Consider the following 19,202-nt stretch of genomic DNA (forward strand, 5'->3'; position numbering starts at 1 on the left):
TTTCCCCGTGAACCCCGTAGTCGCCTGATCCTGGCCGTGGTGGTCACGGCCGTGCTGATGGGGGTGGCCGGCGGCTTGTTCTGCTGGCTCATCCTCAACCCCACGCGCTGGATCCCGGCACCGATCGTCACCCTGCGCGCCGAGCGCCCGGTGGTCTTTGCCGCCTTGTGCGGCTTCATCGTCGCAGTCATCGGCGTGGCCGCCGGCGGCGCTACCTTCGGCAGCGGCTATGAGCAGGCGCATGGCTTGCTCAACGATGGTCAGGGTCTGTCGGTGTTCTATCCCTTCCTCAAGTTCGCTTCCATGATCGGCTCTTACCTGCCGGGTCTGCCGGGCGGCATTTTTGCGCCTTCGCTGTCCATCGGCGCGGGTTTCGGCAACCTGCTGCACCTGCTCTTCGGTGGCACCTCGCTGCCCATGCTGGTGGCGCTGGCCATGGTCGGCTACCTGGCCGCAGTGACCCAGTCGCCCATCACGGCCTTCGTGATCGTAATGGAAATGGTCGATGGTCATGCGCTGGTGATCTCGCTGATGGCCACCGCCCTGATCGCCTCGGCGGTGTCCAAGGTGTTTGCACCGCCCCTGTATGAAACCCTGGCCGAGCGTTATCTGAAATCCTGATATCGACTGCCAGGTTTATCTGTTTTTACGCTACTGATATCGCTTTGAACGCTGCGTCAATTTGACGCAGCGTCCGCAACCCGCCTGTGGCGCGCCTCTGCCGCCATTTCCTCATCCTGCGCTGCCTAACGCGACAATATGTCGCATCTCCCCATCGGGGTGCCTGTCCATAATCGCGCCTGTCCCGTTGCACGCCTTGCGGCGGTGCATGCAGAGGGCATCGATAAAGACAACCACAGGGGATTTCCATGCAAATGACACCTTGCGCCTGCGCCATTGCGCTGGCCTTTACCGTGTGCAGCGATGTGCTGGCACGCACTGACGATGAGACACCACTGCCTGCTATCACGGTGAGCAGCGACAAGCCATCAGCGCTGCCGCCCAGTGCCGACAGCGCTGCGCTGCTCAACGACCAGCCCGGCTATGCCACGGCAGCCGGTGGTGGCGTATCAGCCTTGCCGGTCTTGAATGGCTTTGCCGCTGATCGCCTCAAGATCCGCCTGGACGGCATGGAAGTCACGGCCGCCTGCGGCAACCAGATGAATGCGCCGATGTCTTACATGCCGCCCGCCCAGGTCGGCATGACGCGCGTGATCGCCGGCATCACTCCGGTCAGCGTGGGCGGCGACAGCATCGGCGGCAGCATCGAATTGAGCTCCCCGGCGCCCCAGTTTGCCTCTGCCCCCGGTCAGTTGCTGACCAAGGGTGGCTTTGCGGTCTCGGCGCGTAGCGTCAATGCGGAAGTATCGGCCTCGCTCAATGCCACGGTGGCCAGCGATAGCCTCTCCGTGGCCTACGTGGCCAGCCAGTCGCGGGCCGAGAGTTACGTCAACGGCAATGGCGACAAGGTGCTCTCCAGTCTCTATCAGAGCAACAACCATGCGCTCACCGTGGCCGCACGCGGTGAGGGCCAGCAACTGGTCGTGAAGGTGGGCCAGCAATACATTCCCTACCAGGGCTTTCCCAACGAATACATGGACATGACGGGCAATCGTTCCACCTTTGCCAACCTGGGCTATGAGCGCCGCTTCGACTGGGGCAAACTGTTCGGCCGGCTGTACTGGCAGCGTACGGAGCATGAGATGGGCTTCTTCAGTGGCGAGCGCAGCGGCACCATGCCCATGCAGACGCAAGGCCGCGACCTCGGCTATACGCTGCGCGCCGATATCGACTTGGCCCCGGAGGGCCGCAGCGTGCTGCGCGTGGGGCATGAATACCACAGCTTCCATCTCGATGATGTCTGGCCGCCGGTGCCGGGCTCGATGATGATGGGCCCGCGCCCCTACCTGAACATCAACGATGGCAAGCGCGACCGTTTGGCGCTCTTCGCCGAATGGGAGCAGCAGCTCGATGCCCGCTGGAGCACGCTGGTGGGCGTGCGCGATGAATTGGTCAAGAGTGATGCCGGCAATGTGCAGTCCTACGGCACCAACATGATGAACCAGCCCGATCTGAGGGCGGCCAATGCCTTCAATGCCCGCGGCCACGCCAGGACTGACAACAACATTGACCTGACAGCACTGGCGCGATGGGCGCCTGATGCGGGAAAGACCTACGAATTCGGCTACGCCCGCAAGACCCGTTCGCCCAACCTCTATGAGCGCTATACCTGGGGCCGCGGCGGCATGGCCATGCGCATGACCAACTGGTTCGGCGATGGCAACGGCTATGTCGGCAACCTCGACCTCAAGCCTGAAGTGGCGCATACGCTCTCAGGTACCGCCGACTGGCATAGCGAGCAGCGAGAGGCCGGGGCTGGCAGCGACGGTGGCGGCGAAGCTCGCTGGTTCTTCCGGCTCACGCCTTATTTCAGCTATGTCGAAAACTATATCGATGCCGATGTCATCGGCAGCTTCAATCCCTATGGCGTGGCTGCCGCTACCGGGCGCTATCTGCAATTTGCCAACCACGATGCTCGCCTCTATGGCATCAATGCCTCCTGGAAGTGGCCACTGGCGGTGGCTAGCGGGCTGGGTGAAGTTTCCTTCACCGGCAAGGCCGGTATCGCCCGTGGCAAGCGGGTCGATGGCGGCAACCTGTACCACATGATGCCTTTTCATGTACTAGCGGCACTGGAGCACAAGCAAGGCCCCTGGACCCAGCGTGCTGAAATGAACTACGTGGCGCGCAAGACTCAGGTGGATAGCAACCGGGTCGAGCCGGTGACGGCCAGCTACACCGTCTTCAATCTCAGGAGCAGCTATCGCTTCAATGCCGCCATCAGCGTGACGGCGGGCATCAGCAATCTGTTCAATCGCAATTATGCCGAGCCGCTGGGCGGGGTCTATCTGTCGGGATTGGCCAAGAGCAGGAGCGGTGCTCTGCAAGCCTTGCCGGGCTATGGCCGTTCGCTGGATGTGGGAGTAAACGTGAGCTTCTGATCGAAGAGGGGCAGGACAGCGCACCGCTCAGAAGATCGGCAAGGTCTCCGCTGCGCTGTCGCGCAAGGCTTTCTTGGCCGATTCGAATTCGGGGAAGATCGATTGCACCGTGGCCCAGAAGCGTGGGCTGTGGTTCATTTCGCGCAGGTGGGCCAGTTCGTGCGCGATCACGTAGTCGATCAGCGGCAGGGCGAAATGGATCAGCCGCCAGTTCAGGCGGATGCGCGCATCCGAAGTGCAGGAACCCCATTGCGTGGTGGCCGAGGACAGCGCATAGGAGCGATAGCTCACGCCCAGCTTGTCGGCATAGATGATGAGCCGCTTGCCGAACAGTTCCTCGGCGCGCGCCTGCAGCCAGCCTTGCACGCGATCCTTCAATTGCTGCTCGCCAGCGTCGGCGGGCAGGCTGATGTTGAGCTCACGCGTGAGTTCATCAAGTAGCACCGCCTGACGTTGCCCGGTGCGGATGCGCAAGGTGATGTCCTGGCCCAGGTAGGGCAGGGTGGCGCCGTCGCGCCATTGCATCTGCGGTTGCAGACGGCGCGCCGAGCGCTCGCGGCGCTCGTTGAGCTTGGTTAGGATCCAGCGTTGCTTTTCGCGGATGGCATGGTCGATCTCGGCCAGCGTCACCCATTTGGGGGCGGTCACCCGCAAGCCTTCGTCGCTGACCAAAAAACCGATGGTGCGGCGCTTGGAGCGCAGCAGGGCAAAGTCGATGGTGTGTTCGCCCAGTTCGATGCGCCGCTTGCCATCGGCCGGTCGGGCGCTGGGCGGCGCCAGCAGCGGATTGGCCGGGGCAGGTGGAGCCGGGATCAGGGGCGTGGGCAGCGGGGCTGCATGGACCACCGGCTGGGGCGTGACGATCAGGGGCGGCTGCAGCGTCGGCGAGGGCAGGGCCGGGCCGGGGTCGACCGGTGCCGCGGCAGGTTCAGGCGTGCCAAACAAATCCAGTTGCAGCGCGAGCTGGTCGGGATGGGTCTTGGGTTTGCGTAGCAGTATCAAGGCGGTCGCGGCGTCCTGTTGTGCGGGTGGCTAAGGAGTGCGGCCGCGCCGCATTATTGGGATGCAGCTTGGGCGGCCGGCCGGGGCGCGCTGTTTTTGTAGACGTCCGGCGAAATTACGCGCATCTCGGATTCTATCCAATTTTCGACGCGCTCGTTCAACTCCTGGGCCGTCAGGCCTTCCGGTGACATCGGCTTGCCGATGGACACCGTAATGACCCCCGGCTGCTTGATGAAACTGCCCTTGGGCCAGCATTGACCGGAGTTCATCGCAATGGGGACCACCAGCGTGTTGGTCTCCACCGCCAGGCGCGGGCCACCCGCCTTGTACTTGCCCTGCGAGCCCACGGCGGTGCGCGTGCCTTCCGGGAACATCACGATCCACTGACCATCACGCAGGCGGCGCCGGCCATGTTCCAGCACTTGCGAGAAAGCGTCGCGGCCTTTCTTGCGGTCGATCGGGATCATGCGCAACAACGCAATGCCCCAGCCGAAGAAGGGAATATAGGTCAGTTCTTTCTTGAACACGAACACCAGCGGACGCGGCATGTTGATGACGTAGAAGATGGTTTCCCAGGCCGACTGATGCTTGGAGAGCAGGATCACCGGAGCATCGGGCAGGTTCTCGGCGCCGCGGATCTCATAACGGATGCCGCAGATCACGCGCGCGGTCCAGATCACGAAGACGTTCCAGCGCGAGGTCCACCAGTAGCGCTGGGGATAAGGGAAGGGGGCCGACAGCAGGCAGGCGAAGGACCAGATGACGGTGGCGACCGACATGAGGACCATGAAGACCAGCGAACGCAGGATCAGGACAAGGCGCAAAATCGTTTCTCCCATGCCTAGGCATGTTGATGTTGTAAATGGGTGGGGATGCGGGCTGCGCGAAGGCAGCCTGCCCGCACTATACCGAAACCCCGACCGGTGACTTCAGGATGAAATCAACTACCGCCGATAAATCCGGGAAGACCAGCGTGCCCGGCGGCAAGCCGCCCTTGGCCTGGGTCTTCTCGCCCTTGCCGGTCAGCACCAGGTAGGGCGCGCAACCGGCCACATAACCGGCCTGCAGGTCGCGCAGCGAATCGCCCACGGTGGCTACGCCGCCGCGCAGGCTGATATTGAAGCGCTTGGCGATCTCGTGAAACATGCCCGGCTTGGGCTTGCGGCAATCGCAATTGTCATCGGCCGAGTGCGGGCAGAAGAATACAGCATCGATATCGGCACCGGCCTGCTGGGCCGCGTTGTGCATCTTCTGGTGGATGGCGTTGAGGGTCTTGATGTCGAACAGGCCGCGCGCCACGCCTGACTGGTTGGTGGCGACCACCACGCGATAGCCGGCCTGGTTCAGGCGCGCAATCGCTTCCAGCGAACCCTTGATGGGGATCCACTCGTCGGGCGACTTGATGAAGGCATCGGAATCCTGATTGATGACGCCATCGCGATCAAGGATGATCAGTTTCATGCGGGCTTTCCTTGATGAACACCGCCGCGCCAGGACAAGCCCGTGCGCGGCGGATCGGTACTGCAGGACTACGTGACTATATGACTACATCTGCATTGCAGCCGCTGGCCCCAGGTGCTTACGCGGCCAGCTTGGAAATGTCGGCCACCTGGTTGAGCATACCGTGCAGCGCGGCCAGCAAGGCCTGGCGGTTCTTGCGCAGTTGTTCGTCCTCGGCGTTGACCATCACGTCGTTGAAGAAGGCATCCACATTCTGGCGCAGTTGCGCCAGTGCCTTCAAGGCGCCGGCAAAATCGCCCTGGGCATAGGCTACCTCGACCTGCGGCCGGGTGGTCTGCATGGCTGCGAACAGACCTTGCTCGGCGGCTTCCTTGAGCAGGCTTTCCTGTACCGCGCCGTGGGCATCGATGGCCACGCCTTCGATCTTCTTCAGGATATTGGTGATGCGCTTGTTGGCCGCAGCCAGGGCTTCGGCTTCGGGCAGGGCGGCAAAGGCTTGCACTGCTTGCAGGCGTTCCACCACGTTGTCCAGTACATCGGGCTGCTGCGCCACCACCGCTTCCACTTCGTTCTGCGCAAAGCCGCGTTCGCGCAGCAGGCCGCGCAGGCGGTCATGGATGAAGGCTTGCACTTCGGCACGCGGATCCTTGAAGTTGGGGTTGCCGGCAAACAGCGCCACGGCGGCTGCCAGCAGCGCATTCAACGACAGCGGCAGACGCTTTTCCACCAACATGCGCAGCACGCCCAGGGCATGGCGGCGCAGGGCGAAGGGATCCTTGTCGCCGGTCGGCTGCAGGCCGATGCCCCAGATGCCGACCAGGGTTTCCAGCTTGTCGGCCAACGCCACGGCGGTACCGGTGGCGGTGCCGGGCAGGGCGTCACCGGCAAAGCGCGGCTGGTAGTGTTCGCTGGCGGCCAGCGCGACTTCGTCGGACTCGCCGTCATGACGTGCATAGTAAGTGCCCATGATGCCTTGCAGTTCCGGGAACTCGCCCACCATGTCGGTCAACAGGTCGGCCTTGGCCAGCAGGGCGCCGCGTTCGGCTTGCGTGACGTCGCCCCCCAGGAGGGCGGCGATCTTGCCGGCCAGCGCCTGCACGCGCTCGGTGCGCTGCAACTGGTTGCCCAGCTTGTTGTGGTAGACCACGTTGGCCAGTTGCGGCACGCGCTCGGCCAGGGTCTTCTTCTTGTCCTGCTCGAAGAAGAACTTGGCATCCGACAGGCGCGGACGCACCACGCGCTCGTTGCCGCCGATGATGTGTTCGGGACGATCGGTCTCCAGGTTGGAGACGATCAGGAAGCGCGAACGCAGCTTGCCATTGGCGTCGGTCAGCGCAAAATACTTCTGGTTGGTCTGCATGGTCAGGATCAGGCATTCCTGCGGCACGGCCAGGAATTCATCCTCGAACTTGCATTCGTAGACCACCGGCCATTCCACCAGCGCGGTGACTTCATCCAGCAGTGATTCAGGCATCAGCACCTGGTCGGCGCCGGCCTTGGCCAGCAGCGCGGCGCGAATCTTTTCGCGGCGTTCGGTGAAGCTGGCGATGACCTTGCCTTGCGTGGCCAGGGCGTCGACGTAGGCGTCGGGCGCGGCGATCTGCAAGGCGCCGCAAGACAGGAAGCGATGGCCCAGCGTAGTGCGACCGGCATCCAGGCCCAGCGTGTTGATGGGGACCACGTCGTTACCGAACAGCGCCACCAGGTAGTGCGCCGGACGCACGAAGTGCACCGTCTCGCCGGCCGCACGGCCGAACTGGCGCTGGTAGCTCATGACCTTGGGGATGGGCAGCTGGAGAGGCTCTCATCGAGCGCTGCCTGCAGGCCCACGGCCAGCGCCGACCCCTTGGCGGTATAGGTGTAGAAGAAGCTTTCGGCCTTGCCATCCTGGGCGCGTTCCAACTGGTCCGGGGTGATCACGGTGGCGCCGGTGGAGGCAGCCAGGGCGGCCAGCTTCTTGACCAGCGGGGCCGAGGGACGGCCTTCGGCGTCCAGGGCTACGCTGACCGGCAGCACTTTTTCACGGATCGATTTGTCCGGCGAGGCGGCGCGCACCTTGCTGATGGACACGGCCAGGCGGCGCGGGGTCGCATAGGCAGTGGCCACCGCGTCGGATTCGAGATAGCCGCGGCTTTGCAGGCCATTGAAAATGCCATTGGCGAAGGCATCGCCCAGCTTGGCCAGGGCCTTCGGGGGCAGTTCTTCGGTGACGAGTTCTACGAGGAGTGTCTGGTTCATGTTGTCTGTCTTGCTGTCTTGCTCGGGACGCCGGCCAGGGTCTGGTGTGGGCGCCGCATCATGTCATGGCGGTGTGCGATCAGGCCGCGGCCTTGCTGGTACCCAGCATCGGGAAGCCGAGGCGCTCGCGCGATTCGAAGTAGGCCTGCGCCACCGCCCGCGAGAGATTGCGGATGCGGCCGATGTAGGCGGCGCGTTCGGTGACCGAGATGGCGCCACGGGCGTCGAGCATGTTGAAGGTATGGGCCGCCTTCAAGACCTGCTCGTAGGCCGGCAGGGCCAGCGGTACTTCCATGAGGCGCTTGGCTTCGGCTTCGTAATTGGTGAACAGCGAGAACAGGAATTCGGTGTTCGAATACTCGAAGTTGAAGGTGGATTGCTCCACTTCATTCTGGTGGAACACGTCGCCATAGGTCAGGTGCTTCTTGACGCCGTTCTCGGTCCATTCGGTCCAGACCAGGTCATAGACGTTTTCCACGCCCTGCAGGTACATCGCCAGGCGTTCGATGCCGTAGGTGATCTCGCCCAGCACCGGCTTGCAATCGAGGCCGCCGACTTGCTGGAAGTAGGTGAATTGCGTCACTTCCATGCCATTCAACCATACTTCCCAACCCAAGCCCCAGGCGCCCAGGGTGGGGTTTTCCCAGTCATCCTCGACGAAGCGCACGTCATTTTGCTTCAGGTCCAGGCCCAGCGCTTCCAGCGAACCCAGGTACAGGTCCAGGATGTTTTCCGGGGCCGGTTTCAAGACCACCTGGTACTGGTAGTAGTGCTGCATCCGGTTGGGGTTTTCGCCATAGCGGCCATCCTTGGGACGGCGCGAGGGCTGCACGTAGGCGGCGCGCCAGGGTTCGGGACCGATGGCGCGCAGGAAGGTCGCGGTGTGCGAGGTGCCTGCGCCGACTTCCATGTCGTAGGGTTGCAGCAGTGCACAGCCCTGGGCGTCCCAATATTCTTGCAACTTGAGGATGATTTGTTGAAATGTCAGCATCGTGTATGGTTGCCTGGCGAACCGGCGGAGCAATTGCGAAAACCTTGAATTTTAGCGCCTTTTGGGGCGTTTGACCCGGTTTTGGCCGGGCGCGCCGCCGCGCCCGTGGTCTTCAGTGGCGGATACGGGCGGCCTTGTTGCGCGCCCAGGCCAGCAGCAGCATGAGCAAGGCGGCGCCGACGATGAGTTTGTTGCCCAGCAGAATATAGGGCGTCTGGCCACCATAGCCCTGCACCTGGCCGGCCAGCACGCCACGCGTATAAGGTGCCAGCTCACTGGTGGCGCCGCCCGGGAGGATCACGGCGGTGGCGCCGGTATTGGTGGCGCGCAGCATGGGACGGCCGGTTTCCAGGGTGCGCATGGTCGAAATCTGCAGGTGCTGCGGCAGCGCGATGGAGTTGCCAAACCAGGCAATGTTGGACAGGTTCAGCAAGACGCTGGCTTGCGGCTGCGCGGCCCGGTAGGCATCCCGCAACTGGCCGGCGATTTCCTCGCCGAACAAATCTTCATAGCAGATGTTGGGCAAGACCCATTGGTCTTTCACGCCGAAGGGCGATTGCACCGGCGCGCCGCGCGTCATGTCGCCCAGCGGGATATGCATCAGGTCCACGAACCAGCGGAAACCGGGCGGGATGAATTCACCGAAGGGCACCAGGTGGTGCTTGTCGTAGCGATAAGGCCGCAGCGCCGAGCCCACGCCCGGGCCGAAGCCCAGGACCGAATTGGCATACAACTGCGGGCCATCGGACAGCGGAATGCCCAGCGCCAGGTGGCTGCCGCTATTCTGCACAAAGCGGGCGATGCGTTCCAGGTAATCCGGCGGCAATTGCTGCGGCAGCAGCGGGATGGCGGTTTCCGGGGTGGCGATCAGATCGGCCGGGGCGGCGCTGATCATTTGTTCATACATGCTCAGAGTGGATACCAAGGCATCGTTAGAAAACTTCATTTCCTGCGGGATATTCCCCTGCAGCAGCCGCACCGTGATCGGACGGCCTTGCGGCGCGGTCCATTTCACCATTCGCAAGGCTACGCCCCCGGCGCACAGCAGGGCGGCGATGCACAGTGGCAGGATGATGCGCAGGCCGGTCCCGGCCACGCCCTTGCGGCACAGGCCCATCCATAGCAAGGCCAGGCTGCCGGCGATCAGTGCCGCGACCCAGCCAACGAAATAGACGCCCCCGATGGGCGCAAATGCCGTCAGTGGGCCGACCGTATGGGCATAACCCGAGACCAGCCAGGGAAAGCCGGTAAACACCCAGCCCCTGGTCCATTCCGACAAGGCCCACAGCGCCGGCAGCATGAACAGCGCCAGTACCAGCGGGGAGGACGACCAGCGATTGCGCAGCCAGCCCGAAAGCGCAGTGGCCGCCCCCGCATACAAGCCCAGGTAGAGCGCCAGCAGGGCCACGGCCAATGCTGCCATCCAGCCCGGCATCCCGCCGTAGTCATGCATACTGATGTAGAGCCAGTGCACGCCGGCGGCTGCCCAGCCGAAGCCATACAGCCAGCCGCGCAGGAAGTGGCGCCGCCAGCTGGCCTGCGGTTGTGCCAGCACGCCATGGAACAGCCAGGCCAGCGCCAGGATCTGCAAGGGCCACAGCTTGAAGGGGGCAAAGGCGAATACGTTCAAGGCGCCTACGGCGATCGGCAGCAGCAGGCTGGCCGCCATAGCGAGGCCGCCACGTGCGGCAGCCTGCCCGTGGGGGAGGGGCAGGTCGTGTGGAGCAGGGGAGTTCACGGGAGGACCGGCAGCAAGAGCGGGGACTTATTCGTCGGCCACGGGCGTGGGCGGCAACTGCGATACCAGCAGCACGTGGACCTGGCGCGCATCGGCGCGCAGCACTTCGAAATGCAGGCCATCGATATCGAATTCGTCACCCTTGCGCGGTACCCGGCCCACGTGATTGGCGACCAGGCCGCCGATGGTGTCGGCATCTTCGTCCGAGAAGCGGCTGCCCACCTCTTCGTTGAACTGCTCGATCTCAGTCAGGGCCTTGACGCGCCAGCGCGCACCGTTTGGACCGTCTTTCAGGGCCAGTACGTTGTCTTCGGCTTCGTCGAAATCGTATTCATCCTCGATGTCGCCGACGATCTGTTCCAGTACGTCTTCGATGGTAATGAGGCCGGCCACGCCGCCGTATTCGTCCACTACCACGGCCATGTGGTTGCGGTTGGCGCGAAAGTCCCGCAGCAATACGTTCAGACGCTTGGATTCGGGGATGAAGATGGCCGGGCGCAGCATGTCGCGCACGTCGAAGGATTCTTCGGCGTAGTAGCGCAGCAAGTCCTTGGCCAGCAGGATGCCGATCACCTTGTCGCGCTCGCCATCGACGGCCGGGAAGCGCGAGTGCGACGTCGCCAGCACTTCGGGCATCCAGGTTTCGATGGGCTTGGAAATATCGATGGTGTCCATCTGCGAGCGCGGGACCATGATGTCGCGCACGGCCAGGTCGGACACCTGGAACACGCCTTCGATCATCGACAGCGCGTCGGCATCGATGAGATTGCGCTCGTGTGCATCGTGCAACACTTCGAGCAGTTCTGCCCGGTTCTCGGGCTCGGGGGAAATCAGTGCGGTGAGTCGTTCAAACAGCGAACGATGAGGTTTAGCGTCAGATTTGACGCTACTAGGGTGATCTTGCATGGCGTTAGGCGCAAGCCCGACGTAGTTTCGAAGAGCCATAGGATACAACAATTATGTGACAAGTCCACTAAAGAGCCCTGTCACGGCCTGCTTCCAGCGGCTTTTCCTGCACGGTCTTGCCCGCCGGAAAGCCGTGCGGACAAGACCGTCTCAACGTTCAGCGTGAAGCATAGGGATTGTCATAGCCCAGAGCGGCCAGGATCTCGGTTTCCAGGGCTTCCATCTCGGTGGCCTCGGCATCGTCCTCGTGGTCATAGCCCTGCGCATGAAGCACGCCATGCACCACCAGGTGCGCGGTATGTTCTTCCACGCTCTTCTTTTGTTCAGCGGCTTCCTTCTCCAGCACATCGGTGCAGAAGATGATGTCAGCTTCGGTCACTTCGCTGTCTTCATCTTCGGTGTAGGCAAAGGTCAGCACGTTGGTGGCGTAGTCCTTGCCGCGATAGTCGCGATTGAGGTCGCGTCCTTCTTCGGTGCCGACGAAACGCAGGGTCAGCTCGGCCGGTGCGAACAGGGCCGCTTGCACCCAGCGACGCAGCAGGGGGCGGGTGATGGTGTCTTTGAGGCGGTCGTCGGCATATTGCACCGACAGGGTGAGTTTAGGCTTTGGCATGGCGCGGCTTGGCGGATTTGGTCAGGAGATTGGTGGCGGTGCGGGCGGTGGCGCGCGCCGTATCGGGGCGGACGTTGCCGGCGGCGTCATAGGCATCGACGATGCGCGCCACCAGCGGATGGCGTACCACGTCGGCGCTGGTGAAGCGCGAGAAGGCGATGCCGCGCACATCGTGCAGTACCGACAGCGCATCGACCAGGCCGCTCTTCTGGCCGTGGTGCAGGTCGACCTGGGTGACGTCGCCGGTGATGACGGCTTTGCTGCCGAAACCGATGCGGGTGAGGAACATCTTCATCTGTTCCGGTGTGGTGTTCTGTGCTTCGTCCAGGATGATGAAGGCATGGTTCAGCGTGCGTCCGCGCATGTAGGCCAGCGGGGCGATTTCGATGGCCTGCTTTTCGAACAGCTTCTGCGTGCGGTCGAAGCCCAGCAGGTCGTACAGCGCGTCATACAGCGGACGCAGGTAGGGATCGACCTTCTGCGCCAGGTCGCCCGGCAAAAAGCCCAGGCGCTCACCGGCTTCCACTGCGGGGCGCGTGAGCACGATGCGCTGCACGGCGTCGCGCTCCAGCGCATCGACTGCGCAGGCCACGGCCAGGTAGGTCTTGCCGGTGCCGGCCGGACCCACACCGAAGGTGATGTCGTGTTCCAGGATGGCGTTCAGATATTGGCTCTGGTGCGGCGTGCGCCCGCGCAGGTCGTGTTTGCGGGTTTTCAGGATGGGGCTCTCGGGCAGCGGGTCCTGGCTGTCCTTTTCTTCCTCGGCAGCCGCCGCACCGGCTTTGCCACGGCGCGCCGGCAAGGGCGGCAGGCCGGCTTCTTCATCGGCGGCCGCGTTGGCGCGCTGCTCGACCAATGCCAGTTGGATATCGTCCACCGCCACCGGACGGTCGGCCTTTTCATAGAAGCGCTCCAGCACTTCCACCGCGCGCTCGGCATTGGTGCCGGTGACCACGAAGCGGTCACCGCGGCGGAAGATGGTCACGTCCAGTGCCGCCGAGATCTGGCGCAGGTTTTCATCGAGGGCGCCACACAGGTTGGCCAGGCGCTTGTTGTCCAGCGGCTGGGGCGTGAAGTGATGGGGCTGGTTGGGAATTTTTTTCAATGCTCGGTTCCGGTTAGGGTGCGTTGTGCTGCATTCAATGCTGGGTCACGATCTGGCCGCGCAGCGAGAAGGGGAAGGCTTCGGTGATGCTGACCTCGATGATCTGGCCGATCAGGCGCTGGCCGTTGGGGCCACCATCGAAGTTGACCACGCGGTTGCTCTCCGTGCGGCCCTGTAGCTCATGCTCGCGCCGCTTGGAGACGCCTTCTACCAGTACGCGCTGCACCGTGCCGACCTGTGCTGCGCTGATTTTCGCGGCGTTGTCGTTGAGCGCGGCCTGCAGGCGTTGCAGGCGGGCCAGCTTGACTTCGGCCGGTGTATCGTCCTGCAGGTTGGCCGCCGGCGTGCCAGGGCGTGGGCTGAAGATGAAGGAAAAACTGTTGTCGAAGCCTACATCGGCCACCAGCTTCATGAGCGCCTCGAAATCTTCCTCGGTCTCGCCGGGGAAGCCGACGATGAAGTCCGACTGTACCGTGATGTCCGGGCGGACCTTGCGCATCCGCCGAATCACCGATTTGTATTCCAGCGCGGTATAGCCGCGCTTCATGGCCGCCAGGGTGCGATCCGAACCATGCTGCGCCGGCAGGTAGAGGTGGTTGCACAGCTTGGGCACCTTGGCATAGGTATCGATGAGGCGCTGCGAGAATTCCTTGGGGTGGCTGGTCACGAAACGGATGCGTTCGATGCCCGGCAACTCGGCGATGTATTCGATCAAGAGCGCAAAGTCGGCGATGTCGCCATCTTCCATCGTGCCGCGATAGGCGTTCACGTTCTGGCCCAGCAGCATGATTTCCTTGACACCCTGGTCAGCCAGTCCGGCCACTTCGGTGAGCACATCCTCGAAGCGGCGCGAGACTTCCTCGCCGCGCGTATAGGGCACCACGCAGTAGCTGCAATACTTGCTGCAACCTTCCATGATGGACACATACGCCGTGGCGCCTTCTACCCGCGCCGGTGGCAGATGGTCGAACTTCTCGATCTCGGGAAAGCTGATGTCCACCTGTGGACGGCCGCTGTAGCGGCGTTCGGAAATCATCTGCGGCAGGCGATGCAAGGTCTGCGGGCCGAACACCATGTCCACGAAGGGCGCGCGCTTGATGATGGCCTCGCCTTCCTGCGAGGCCACGCAACCGCCTACGCCGATGAGCAGGTCCGGCTTGTCCTTCTTCAACGCGCGCAGTCGGCCCAGGTCGGAAAACACCTTCTCCTGCGCCTTTTCGCGAATGGAGCAGGTGTTCAGCAAGATCACGTCGGCCTCTTCCGGACGATCGGTCTTGATGAGGCCCTCGGCCACATTGAGCACGTCGGCCATCTTGTCCGAGTCGTACTCGTTCATCTGGCAGCCGAAGGTTTTGATGAATACTTTTTTCTGCATAAATCTTTATCAGGCGAAGAGCGCAGGAAGGACGCATGGGGGACATGCGCGCGCCGGCAAGGAGGAGGGCGGCGGGCCGCTGGAATCTGCTGCTGTAGCGGTGGAGGAGCCCATTCCCGAAGGTTCGCGATTATAGCACTGCACGCCCCCGCCGAGCCGCCAGGCTGGGCGCTTGCAGGCTGTCTTGATGGCAAGTCTCAGAGTTCGGCGCAACAGTCCTGCAACCAGCCCAGCACGGCACGCAGCCGGGGCAGGGCCTTCAGGTCGCGATGGAACACCGCCCATAGCTCACGCTCCAGCTGTGGCGTGGACTCCACAGTCTGCAATTCCGGCGCCAGCAGATAGCTCGGCAGCAAGGCCAGCCCCACCCCGGCGCGCGCGGCCATGCACTGTGCCACCAGGCTGGTGCTGCGAAAGCGCACCGGGTTGCCGGCCGCATGGGTGGCAATCCAGCGTGTCTCGGGAATGTCCGGTACACCATCGTCGTAGGCCACGAAAGGCGCCGACTTGCGCGCACAGCGCCAAGCCGCCACGTTGGCCGGGGTGCCGCACAGGTAGAAGCGCACCGCGCCAAGCGCGCGCGCGATCAGCTCGCCATCCTGCGGCTTGCCGAAGCGCAGCGCCAGGTCGGCCTCGCGCCGGGCCAGGCTGACGGTCTGGTGTGCCAGCGCAAACTCCACGTCCAGCGCCGGCCATTGCTGCAACAGTGCCGGCAGGCGCGGCGCCAGGAACAGGGTGCCGATGGCGTCGGTGCAAGCCAGGCGCAGTTTGCCTTCCAGCCGCAGGTCTTCACCGGCCAGGGTCCGTGCCAGTTGCCGGGTCTGCTCCTGCATGGCGTGCGCGGCGTTGAGCACGCTTTCACCCAGGCGCGTCAGTTCGACCTCATCGGCGCGCCGGATGAATAGTGGCGCCTGCAAGGCCGTTTCCAGTTGCTGCAGACGGCGGCCGATGGTGGCATGGGTCACGCCCAGCGCGCGGGCGGCACCGGAGAAGCTGCCGGCATCGATGAAGGCAGCGAAGCTGCGCAAGCTTTCCCAGTCGGCCTGCAGGATGGATAGTGCGGACAAGCTGCCTGGATGCTGCGGATGGGCTGTCAATTTTTTCACAGGTGGGTGGCGATTTCGGTGAATGGTGGTGCGAATTTTATCGGACTAAGATGCTTGGGCATTCTTCATTTTTCACCGAAAAGGAATTCCCTATGTCCTATCCCCAGACCTTGGTCCAGATCGCCGGCGGCACTGCGCGTGCCGCTACCTGGCAGGAAGCGGTTTTACTCATCATCGATCACCAGACCGAATACACCACCGGTCGCGCACCAATGACCGGCATCGACGCTGCCGTCGGCCAGGTGGCCGAACTGCTGAGGCAGGCGCGTGCAGCCGGCGCTCCGGTGATCCATGTGGTCCACCACGGCAAGCCCGGCGGCGCGATGTTCGACCCGCAGGGGCCGCACGTGGCCATCATCGATGGCGTGCAGCCGGTGACCGGCGAATTGGTCCTCGCCAAGAGCCTGCCCAATTCCTTTGCCGGTACCAGCCTGGATGAAGCGATCCGCAAGACCGGGCGCAAGTCCCTGATCGTGGCCGGTTTCGCCACCCACATGTGCGTCAGCGCCACGGTGCGCTCGGCGCTGGACCACGGCTATGCCTCGACTGTGGTGGCCGCCGCCTGCGCCACGCGCGACCTGCCCGATGCGCTGGGCGGCCCGGCCATCGCCGCCGCCGATGTCCAGCGCGTGGCCCTGGCCGAGCTGGCTGACCGCTATGCTACGGTGGTGGCCGATGCCGCGGCCTTGGCCTCGGTCTCAGACGTGACACGATCACATACGTCCGCATAGGGACGGATGCCCTGAACGCTGCCTCATCAACGCTGCCTCATCGGCAGCGTTTTTTTTCATCTGACTTATCCATAAGCGGATCGATATCTAAAAAAACCTCACAAAATTTCATCACGTTGATGACGCGGAACTAGCAATAATTAGAAATAACAGTAATAAATTCAGCCACATTGAAATTCAGGAGACAGAATCGCTTAGTTTGTCGGCTTCCCGAAATTCTCCCCAAGCACTGGCTCAACGGCTGCGCTGCCTTCTGTAGCAGGCCGGGCGGGCGAAGCGATCACGACACAGCGCCACCGAGTTGTGTTGTATTTCATTAGAGAACGCGCTAGACGCGTCTGGGCTGCTCTGGTGGCAGTCCTTAGAAAAAGGATGAGTCGAACATGATTCCGGCAGTTTTTCGCGACCGGCTGGCGGCCTTGCTGGCCAGTGGTCAGCGCACCCTCCTGGGCATTGCCGGCCCGCCCGGCAGCGGCAAGTCCACGCTGGCCCAGGCCCTGCTCGAACTGGTACCAGACCAGGCCGTGGTGCTGCCCATGGATGGCTATCACCTGGCCAATGCCGAGCTGGCCCGTCTGGGGCGGGCTGCGCGCAAGGGGGCCGAAGATACCTTCGACAGTGCCGGCTATGTCCATCTGCTCTCGCGCCTGCGCCGGCAAGCCCCTGATGAAACCATCTATGCCCCGCAGTTCCTGCGCGAGATCGAGGAAGCCATTGCCGGCAGCATCGGGATTGCACCGGCTACCCGCCTCATCATCACCGAAGGCAATTACCTGTTGCTGGATCGTGGCCACTGGTCGCAGGTGCGAGCCTTGCTGGATGAGGTCTGGTACGTCGATGTCGATCCCGCGTTGCGCCTGGAACGCTTGATCGCGCGGCACGTACAGTTCGGCCGCAGCCGCGCCCAGGCCGAGGCCTGGGTGATGGGCAGCGATGAAGTCAATGCAGCCCTGATCGAGACCACTCGCAGCCACGCCGACCGGATTTTTCGCTGGGACTGAAAAGTCCTGGCGTCAATGTCAGCAGCAAGCAGTACCGATAAGTAGCGATAAGTAATGATACAAGCAGCAAGCCATCCCCCCTCTAAAAAGAACGGAGACCAGCATGATCAAGAACACCCTCGCCATCGCCTGTGCCACCCTGTCGCTGGCGGCCATCGCATCCTCCGCGCAGGCCGCCGACAAACCGTTGAAATCGGTGGGTGTCACCCTCGGCGACCTGGCCAATCCCTTCTTCGTAGCCATCGCCAAGGGCGCTGAAAGTGGCGCGCACAAGATCAATCCCGACGCCAAGGTGACCGTGGTTTCTTCCAAGTACGACCTCAACACCCAGGTCGGCCAGATCGAGAACTTCATCGCCAACAAGGTCGACATGATCGTGCTCAATGCAGCCGACTCCAAGGGCGTCGGCCCGGCCGTGAAGAAGGCCAGGAAGGCGGGCATCGTGGTGGTGGCGGTGGACGTGGCCGCTGAAGGGGCCGACGTGACCGTGATGTCGGATAACACCATGGCGGGCGCCCAGTCCTGCAAGTTCATCGCCGACAAGTTGCAGGGCAAGGGCAACGTGGTCATCGTCAATGGTCCGCCGGTATCGGCGGTGATGGATCGCGTCACCGGCTGCAAGAGCGAATTCAAGAAGTCGCCCGGCATCAAGATCCTCTCCGACAACCAGAACGCCGGTGGCAGCCGCGATGGCGGCATGACCACCATGTCCAACCTGCTGGCGGCGCACGCCAAGATCGATGGCGTCTTCGCCATCAACGACCCCACCGCCATCGGTGCGGAACTGGCGATCCGTCAGGCCAAACGCAGCGATATCAAGGTCATCACGGGCGTGGATGGTGCGCCCGATGCCGAGCGCGCTCTGAAGGACAGCAAGTCGCTGTTCGCCGCCTCGCCGGCCCAGGATCCGTATGGCATGGCCGCCGAAAGCGTGGCCATCGGCTACCAGGTGATGAATGGCCACCCGCCAGCCAATAGCATCAAGCTCTTGCCGGTCAAGCTGATCACGCGCGAGAACGTTGCCGATTACAAGGGCTGGGTGCCGGCTAACTGAGGCCGCACGCACGCCGGCTTGCCGCGTACTGCTGGCAAGCCGGCGCCGGTGTCCATGCCGGGTCGCCATGAGCGGCTGTGCACGGACGATGTTGCCGTCTTCCTCTTTTGCCATGACTTCCACTCCCATCCTGCAGATGACCGGCATCAGCAAGTCCTTCGGGGCCACGCGTGCGCTGTCGGAGATGCATCTGACCATCCGCTCCGGCGAGATCCACGCCCTCATGGGTGAGAACGGCGCCGGCAAGAGCACGCTGATGAAAGTGCTTTCCGGGGTACACGCGCCCGACCGCGGTGACATCCTGCTCGACGGCAAGCCGGTCGCGCTGCGCGACCCTGGTGCCAGTCGTGCGGCCGGCATCAACCTCATCTATCAGGAACTGGCCGTCGCACCCAACATCAGCGTGGCCGCCAATGTCTTCATGGGCAGCGAATTGCGCACGCGCTGGGGCCTGATCGATCACGCTGCCATGCGCAAGCGCACCGATGCCGTCCTGTCCCAACTGGGCGCAGCCTTCCGCGCCTCGGACCGCGCCGGGCGACTTTCCATTGCCGAACAACAGCAGGTCGAAATCGCCCGTGCCCTGGTGCATCGCAGCCGCATCGTCATCATGGATGAGCCGACGGCGGCGCTCTCAGAACGGGAGACCGAACATCTGTTTGGCGTGGTGCGCCGCCTGCGCGACGAAGGTCTGGCCATCATCTACATCAGCCACGCTGCTCATTGCAGCCTTGAGCGCGCTGGCCATCACCTCATGGGTGCAACTGTCGCAGGTCAACCAGCTGGCGCATCGCGTCGGCGAGGTCCGCGTCACTCAACTGGCCCTCATCGCCAGTACCGAACTGAACCTGACCCGGGTCATGGTGGACTGCGCCAGGC

The 19,202-nt window shown here is 63.2% G+C and carries 16 protein-coding genes and 1 pseudogene; 6 read left to right on the top strand and 11 right to left on the bottom strand.

Annotation, left to right across the window (positions count from 1 at the left end; genetic code table 11):
• Both I5W_RS15815 and I5W_RS15820 read left to right on the top strand, forming a co-directional pair.
• Positions 1-621, top strand: a 621-nt coding sequence (locus I5W_RS15815) for a chloride channel protein (RefSeq protein ID WP_044529950.1), incomplete at its 5' end; no start/stop codon positions are given.
• Positions 622-869: 248 nt separating this feature from the next.
• Positions 870-3,002, top strand: coding sequence for a TonB-dependent receptor (locus tag I5W_RS15820; protein ID WP_044529951.1), 2,133 nt, complete (start codon positions 870-872; stop codon positions 3,000-3,002).
• Positions 3,003-3,029: 27 nt separating this feature from the next.
• Here I5W_RS15820 and I5W_RS15825 read toward each other — a convergent pair whose 3' ends face one another.
• The 11 genes and pseudogenes from I5W_RS15825 to I5W_RS15875 all read right to left on the bottom strand — a co-directional run bounded on the left by I5W_RS15825 (position 3,030) and on the right by I5W_RS15875 (position 15,528).
• The gene (locus tag I5W_RS15825) at positions 3,030-4,004 is read right to left on the bottom strand and encodes a M48 family metallopeptidase (protein WP_044529952.1); all 975 of its coding nucleotides are present in this window, start codon (positions 4,002-4,004) and stop codon (positions 3,030-3,032) included.
• 53 nt (positions 4,005-4,057) lie between these two features.
• Positions 4,058-4,843 (bottom strand): lysophospholipid acyltransferase family protein, encoded by a 786-nt coding sequence (locus I5W_RS15830; RefSeq protein ID WP_044529953.1) that lies wholly within the window; start codon positions 4,841-4,843, stop codon positions 4,058-4,060.
• 64 nt (positions 4,844-4,907) lie between these two features.
• On the bottom strand, positions 4,908-5,465 hold the full coding sequence (gmhB, locus tag I5W_RS15835; RefSeq protein WP_017451462.1) for a D-glycero-beta-D-manno-heptose 1,7-bisphosphate 7-phosphatase: 558 nt from the start codon (positions 5,463-5,465) through the stop codon (positions 4,908-4,910).
• 118 nt (positions 5,466-5,583) lie between these two features.
• Positions 5,584-7,703 (bottom strand): annotated as a pseudogene (gene glyS, locus I5W_RS15840) (glycine--tRNA ligase subunit beta).
• A gap of 79 nt (positions 7,704-7,782) precedes the next feature.
• A complete protein-coding gene (gene glyQ, locus I5W_RS15845) occupies positions 7,783-8,694 on the bottom strand; it encodes a glycine--tRNA ligase subunit alpha (RefSeq protein ID WP_017451460.1) in 912 nt (303 codons plus the stop codon).
• Positions 8,695-8,806: 112 nt separating this feature from the next.
• Positions 8,807-10,363 (bottom strand): apolipoprotein N-acyltransferase, encoded by a 1,557-nt coding sequence (gene lnt / locus I5W_RS15850; protein ID WP_374702142.1) that lies wholly within the window; start codon positions 10,361-10,363, stop codon positions 8,807-8,809.
• 96 nt (positions 10,364-10,459) lie between these two features.
• A complete protein-coding gene (locus I5W_RS15855) occupies positions 10,460-11,338 on the bottom strand; it encodes an HlyC/CorC family transporter (protein WP_017451458.1) in 879 nt (292 codons plus the stop codon).
• A 157-nt stretch (positions 11,339-11,495) separates the two neighbouring features.
• Positions 11,496-11,951 (bottom strand): rRNA maturation RNase YbeY, encoded by a 456-nt coding sequence (ybeY, locus tag I5W_RS15860; protein WP_017451457.1) that lies wholly within the window; start codon positions 11,949-11,951, stop codon positions 11,496-11,498.
• Positions 11,938-13,056 carry a PhoH family protein gene (locus tag I5W_RS15865; RefSeq protein ID WP_044529955.1) on the bottom strand — a complete coding sequence of 373 codons (1,119 nt, stop codon included), beginning with the start codon at positions 13,054-13,056 and terminating at the stop codon, positions 11,938-11,940. The genes ybeY and I5W_RS15865 overlap by 14 nt, the downstream gene beginning before the upstream one ends.
• Before the next feature lie 34 nt (positions 13,057-13,090).
• The gene (gene miaB / locus I5W_RS15870; protein WP_044529956.1) at positions 13,091-14,431 is read right to left on the bottom strand and encodes a tRNA (N6-isopentenyl adenosine(37)-C2)-methylthiotransferase MiaB; all 1,341 of its coding nucleotides are present in this window, start codon (positions 14,429-14,431) and stop codon (positions 13,091-13,093) included.
• Positions 14,432-14,628: 197 nt separating this feature from the next.
• A complete protein-coding gene (locus I5W_RS15875; protein WP_044529957.1) occupies positions 14,629-15,528 on the bottom strand; it encodes a LysR family transcriptional regulator in 900 nt (299 codons plus the stop codon).
• 101 nt (positions 15,529-15,629) lie between these two features.
• Between I5W_RS15875 and I5W_RS15880 the strand changes: the two genes are divergently transcribed.
• From I5W_RS15880 to I5W_RS15895, 4 genes are all read left to right on the top strand, one after another.
• Positions 15,630-16,268: a cysteine hydrolase family protein gene (locus I5W_RS15880; RefSeq protein WP_044529958.1), complete on the top strand. Its 639-nt coding sequence runs from the start codon at positions 15,630-15,632 to the stop codon at positions 16,266-16,268.
• Positions 16,269-16,651: 383 nt separating this feature from the next.
• On the top strand, positions 16,652-17,269 hold the full coding sequence (locus I5W_RS15885; protein ID WP_017451452.1) for a nucleoside/nucleotide kinase family protein: 618 nt from the start codon (positions 16,652-16,654) through the stop codon (positions 17,267-17,269).
• 103 nt (positions 17,270-17,372) lie between these two features.
• The gene (locus tag I5W_RS15890) at positions 17,373-18,323 is read left to right on the top strand and encodes an ABC transporter substrate-binding protein (protein WP_017451451.1); all 951 of its coding nucleotides are present in this window, start codon (positions 17,373-17,375) and stop codon (positions 18,321-18,323) included.
• Positions 18,324-18,435: 112 nt separating this feature from the next.
• Positions 18,436-19,202 (top strand): ATP-binding cassette domain-containing protein (locus tag I5W_RS15895; RefSeq protein WP_252717046.1); only part of this gene is annotated, 767 nt, incomplete at its 3' end.

This window comes from Herbaspirillum sp. B65 (assembly GCF_000333555.1).
GTDB lineage: Bacteria > Pseudomonadota > Gammaproteobacteria > Burkholderiales > Burkholderiaceae_D > Herbaspirillum > Herbaspirillum rubrisubalbicans.

Excerpts from the sequence above, each read along its gene's own strand:
- I5W_RS15890 (WP_017451451.1), top strand. The coding sequence starts at position 17,373 with ATGATCAAGAACACCCTCGCCATCGCCTGTGCCACCCTGTCGCTGGCG.
- miaB (WP_044529956.1), bottom strand. The coding sequence starts at position 14,431 with ATGCAGAAAAAAGTATTCATCAAAACCTTCGGCTGCCAGATGAACGAG.
- I5W_RS15855 (WP_017451458.1), bottom strand. The coding sequence starts at position 11,338 with ATGCAAGATCACCCTAGTAGCGTCAAATCTGACGCTAAACCTCATCGT.
- gmhB (WP_017451462.1), bottom strand. The coding sequence starts at position 5,465 with ATGAAACTGATCATCCTTGATCGCGATGGCGTCATCAATCAGGATTCC.
- I5W_RS15830 (WP_044529953.1), bottom strand. The coding sequence starts at position 4,843 with ATGGGAGAAACGATTTTGCGCCTTGTCCTGATCCTGCGTTCGCTGGTC.
- I5W_RS15885 (WP_017451452.1), top strand. The coding sequence starts at position 16,652 with ATGATTCCGGCAGTTTTTCGCGACCGGCTGGCGGCCTTGCTGGCCAGT.
- ybeY (WP_017451457.1), bottom strand. The coding sequence starts at position 11,951 with ATGCCAAAGCCTAAACTCACCCTGTCGGTGCAATATGCCGACGACCGC.
- glyQ (WP_017451460.1), bottom strand. The coding sequence starts at position 8,694 with ATGCTGACATTTCAACAAATCATCCTCAAGTTGCAAGAATATTGGGAC.
- I5W_RS15820 (WP_044529951.1), top strand. The coding sequence starts at position 870 with ATGCAAATGACACCTTGCGCCTGCGCCATTGCGCTGGCCTTTACCGTG.
- lnt (WP_374702142.1), bottom strand. The coding sequence starts at position 10,363 with ATGGCGGCCAGCCTGCTGCTGCCGATCGCCGTAGGCGCCTTGAACGTA.
- I5W_RS15880 (WP_044529958.1), top strand. The coding sequence starts at position 15,630 with ATGTCCTATCCCCAGACCTTGGTCCAGATCGCCGGCGGCACTGCGCGT.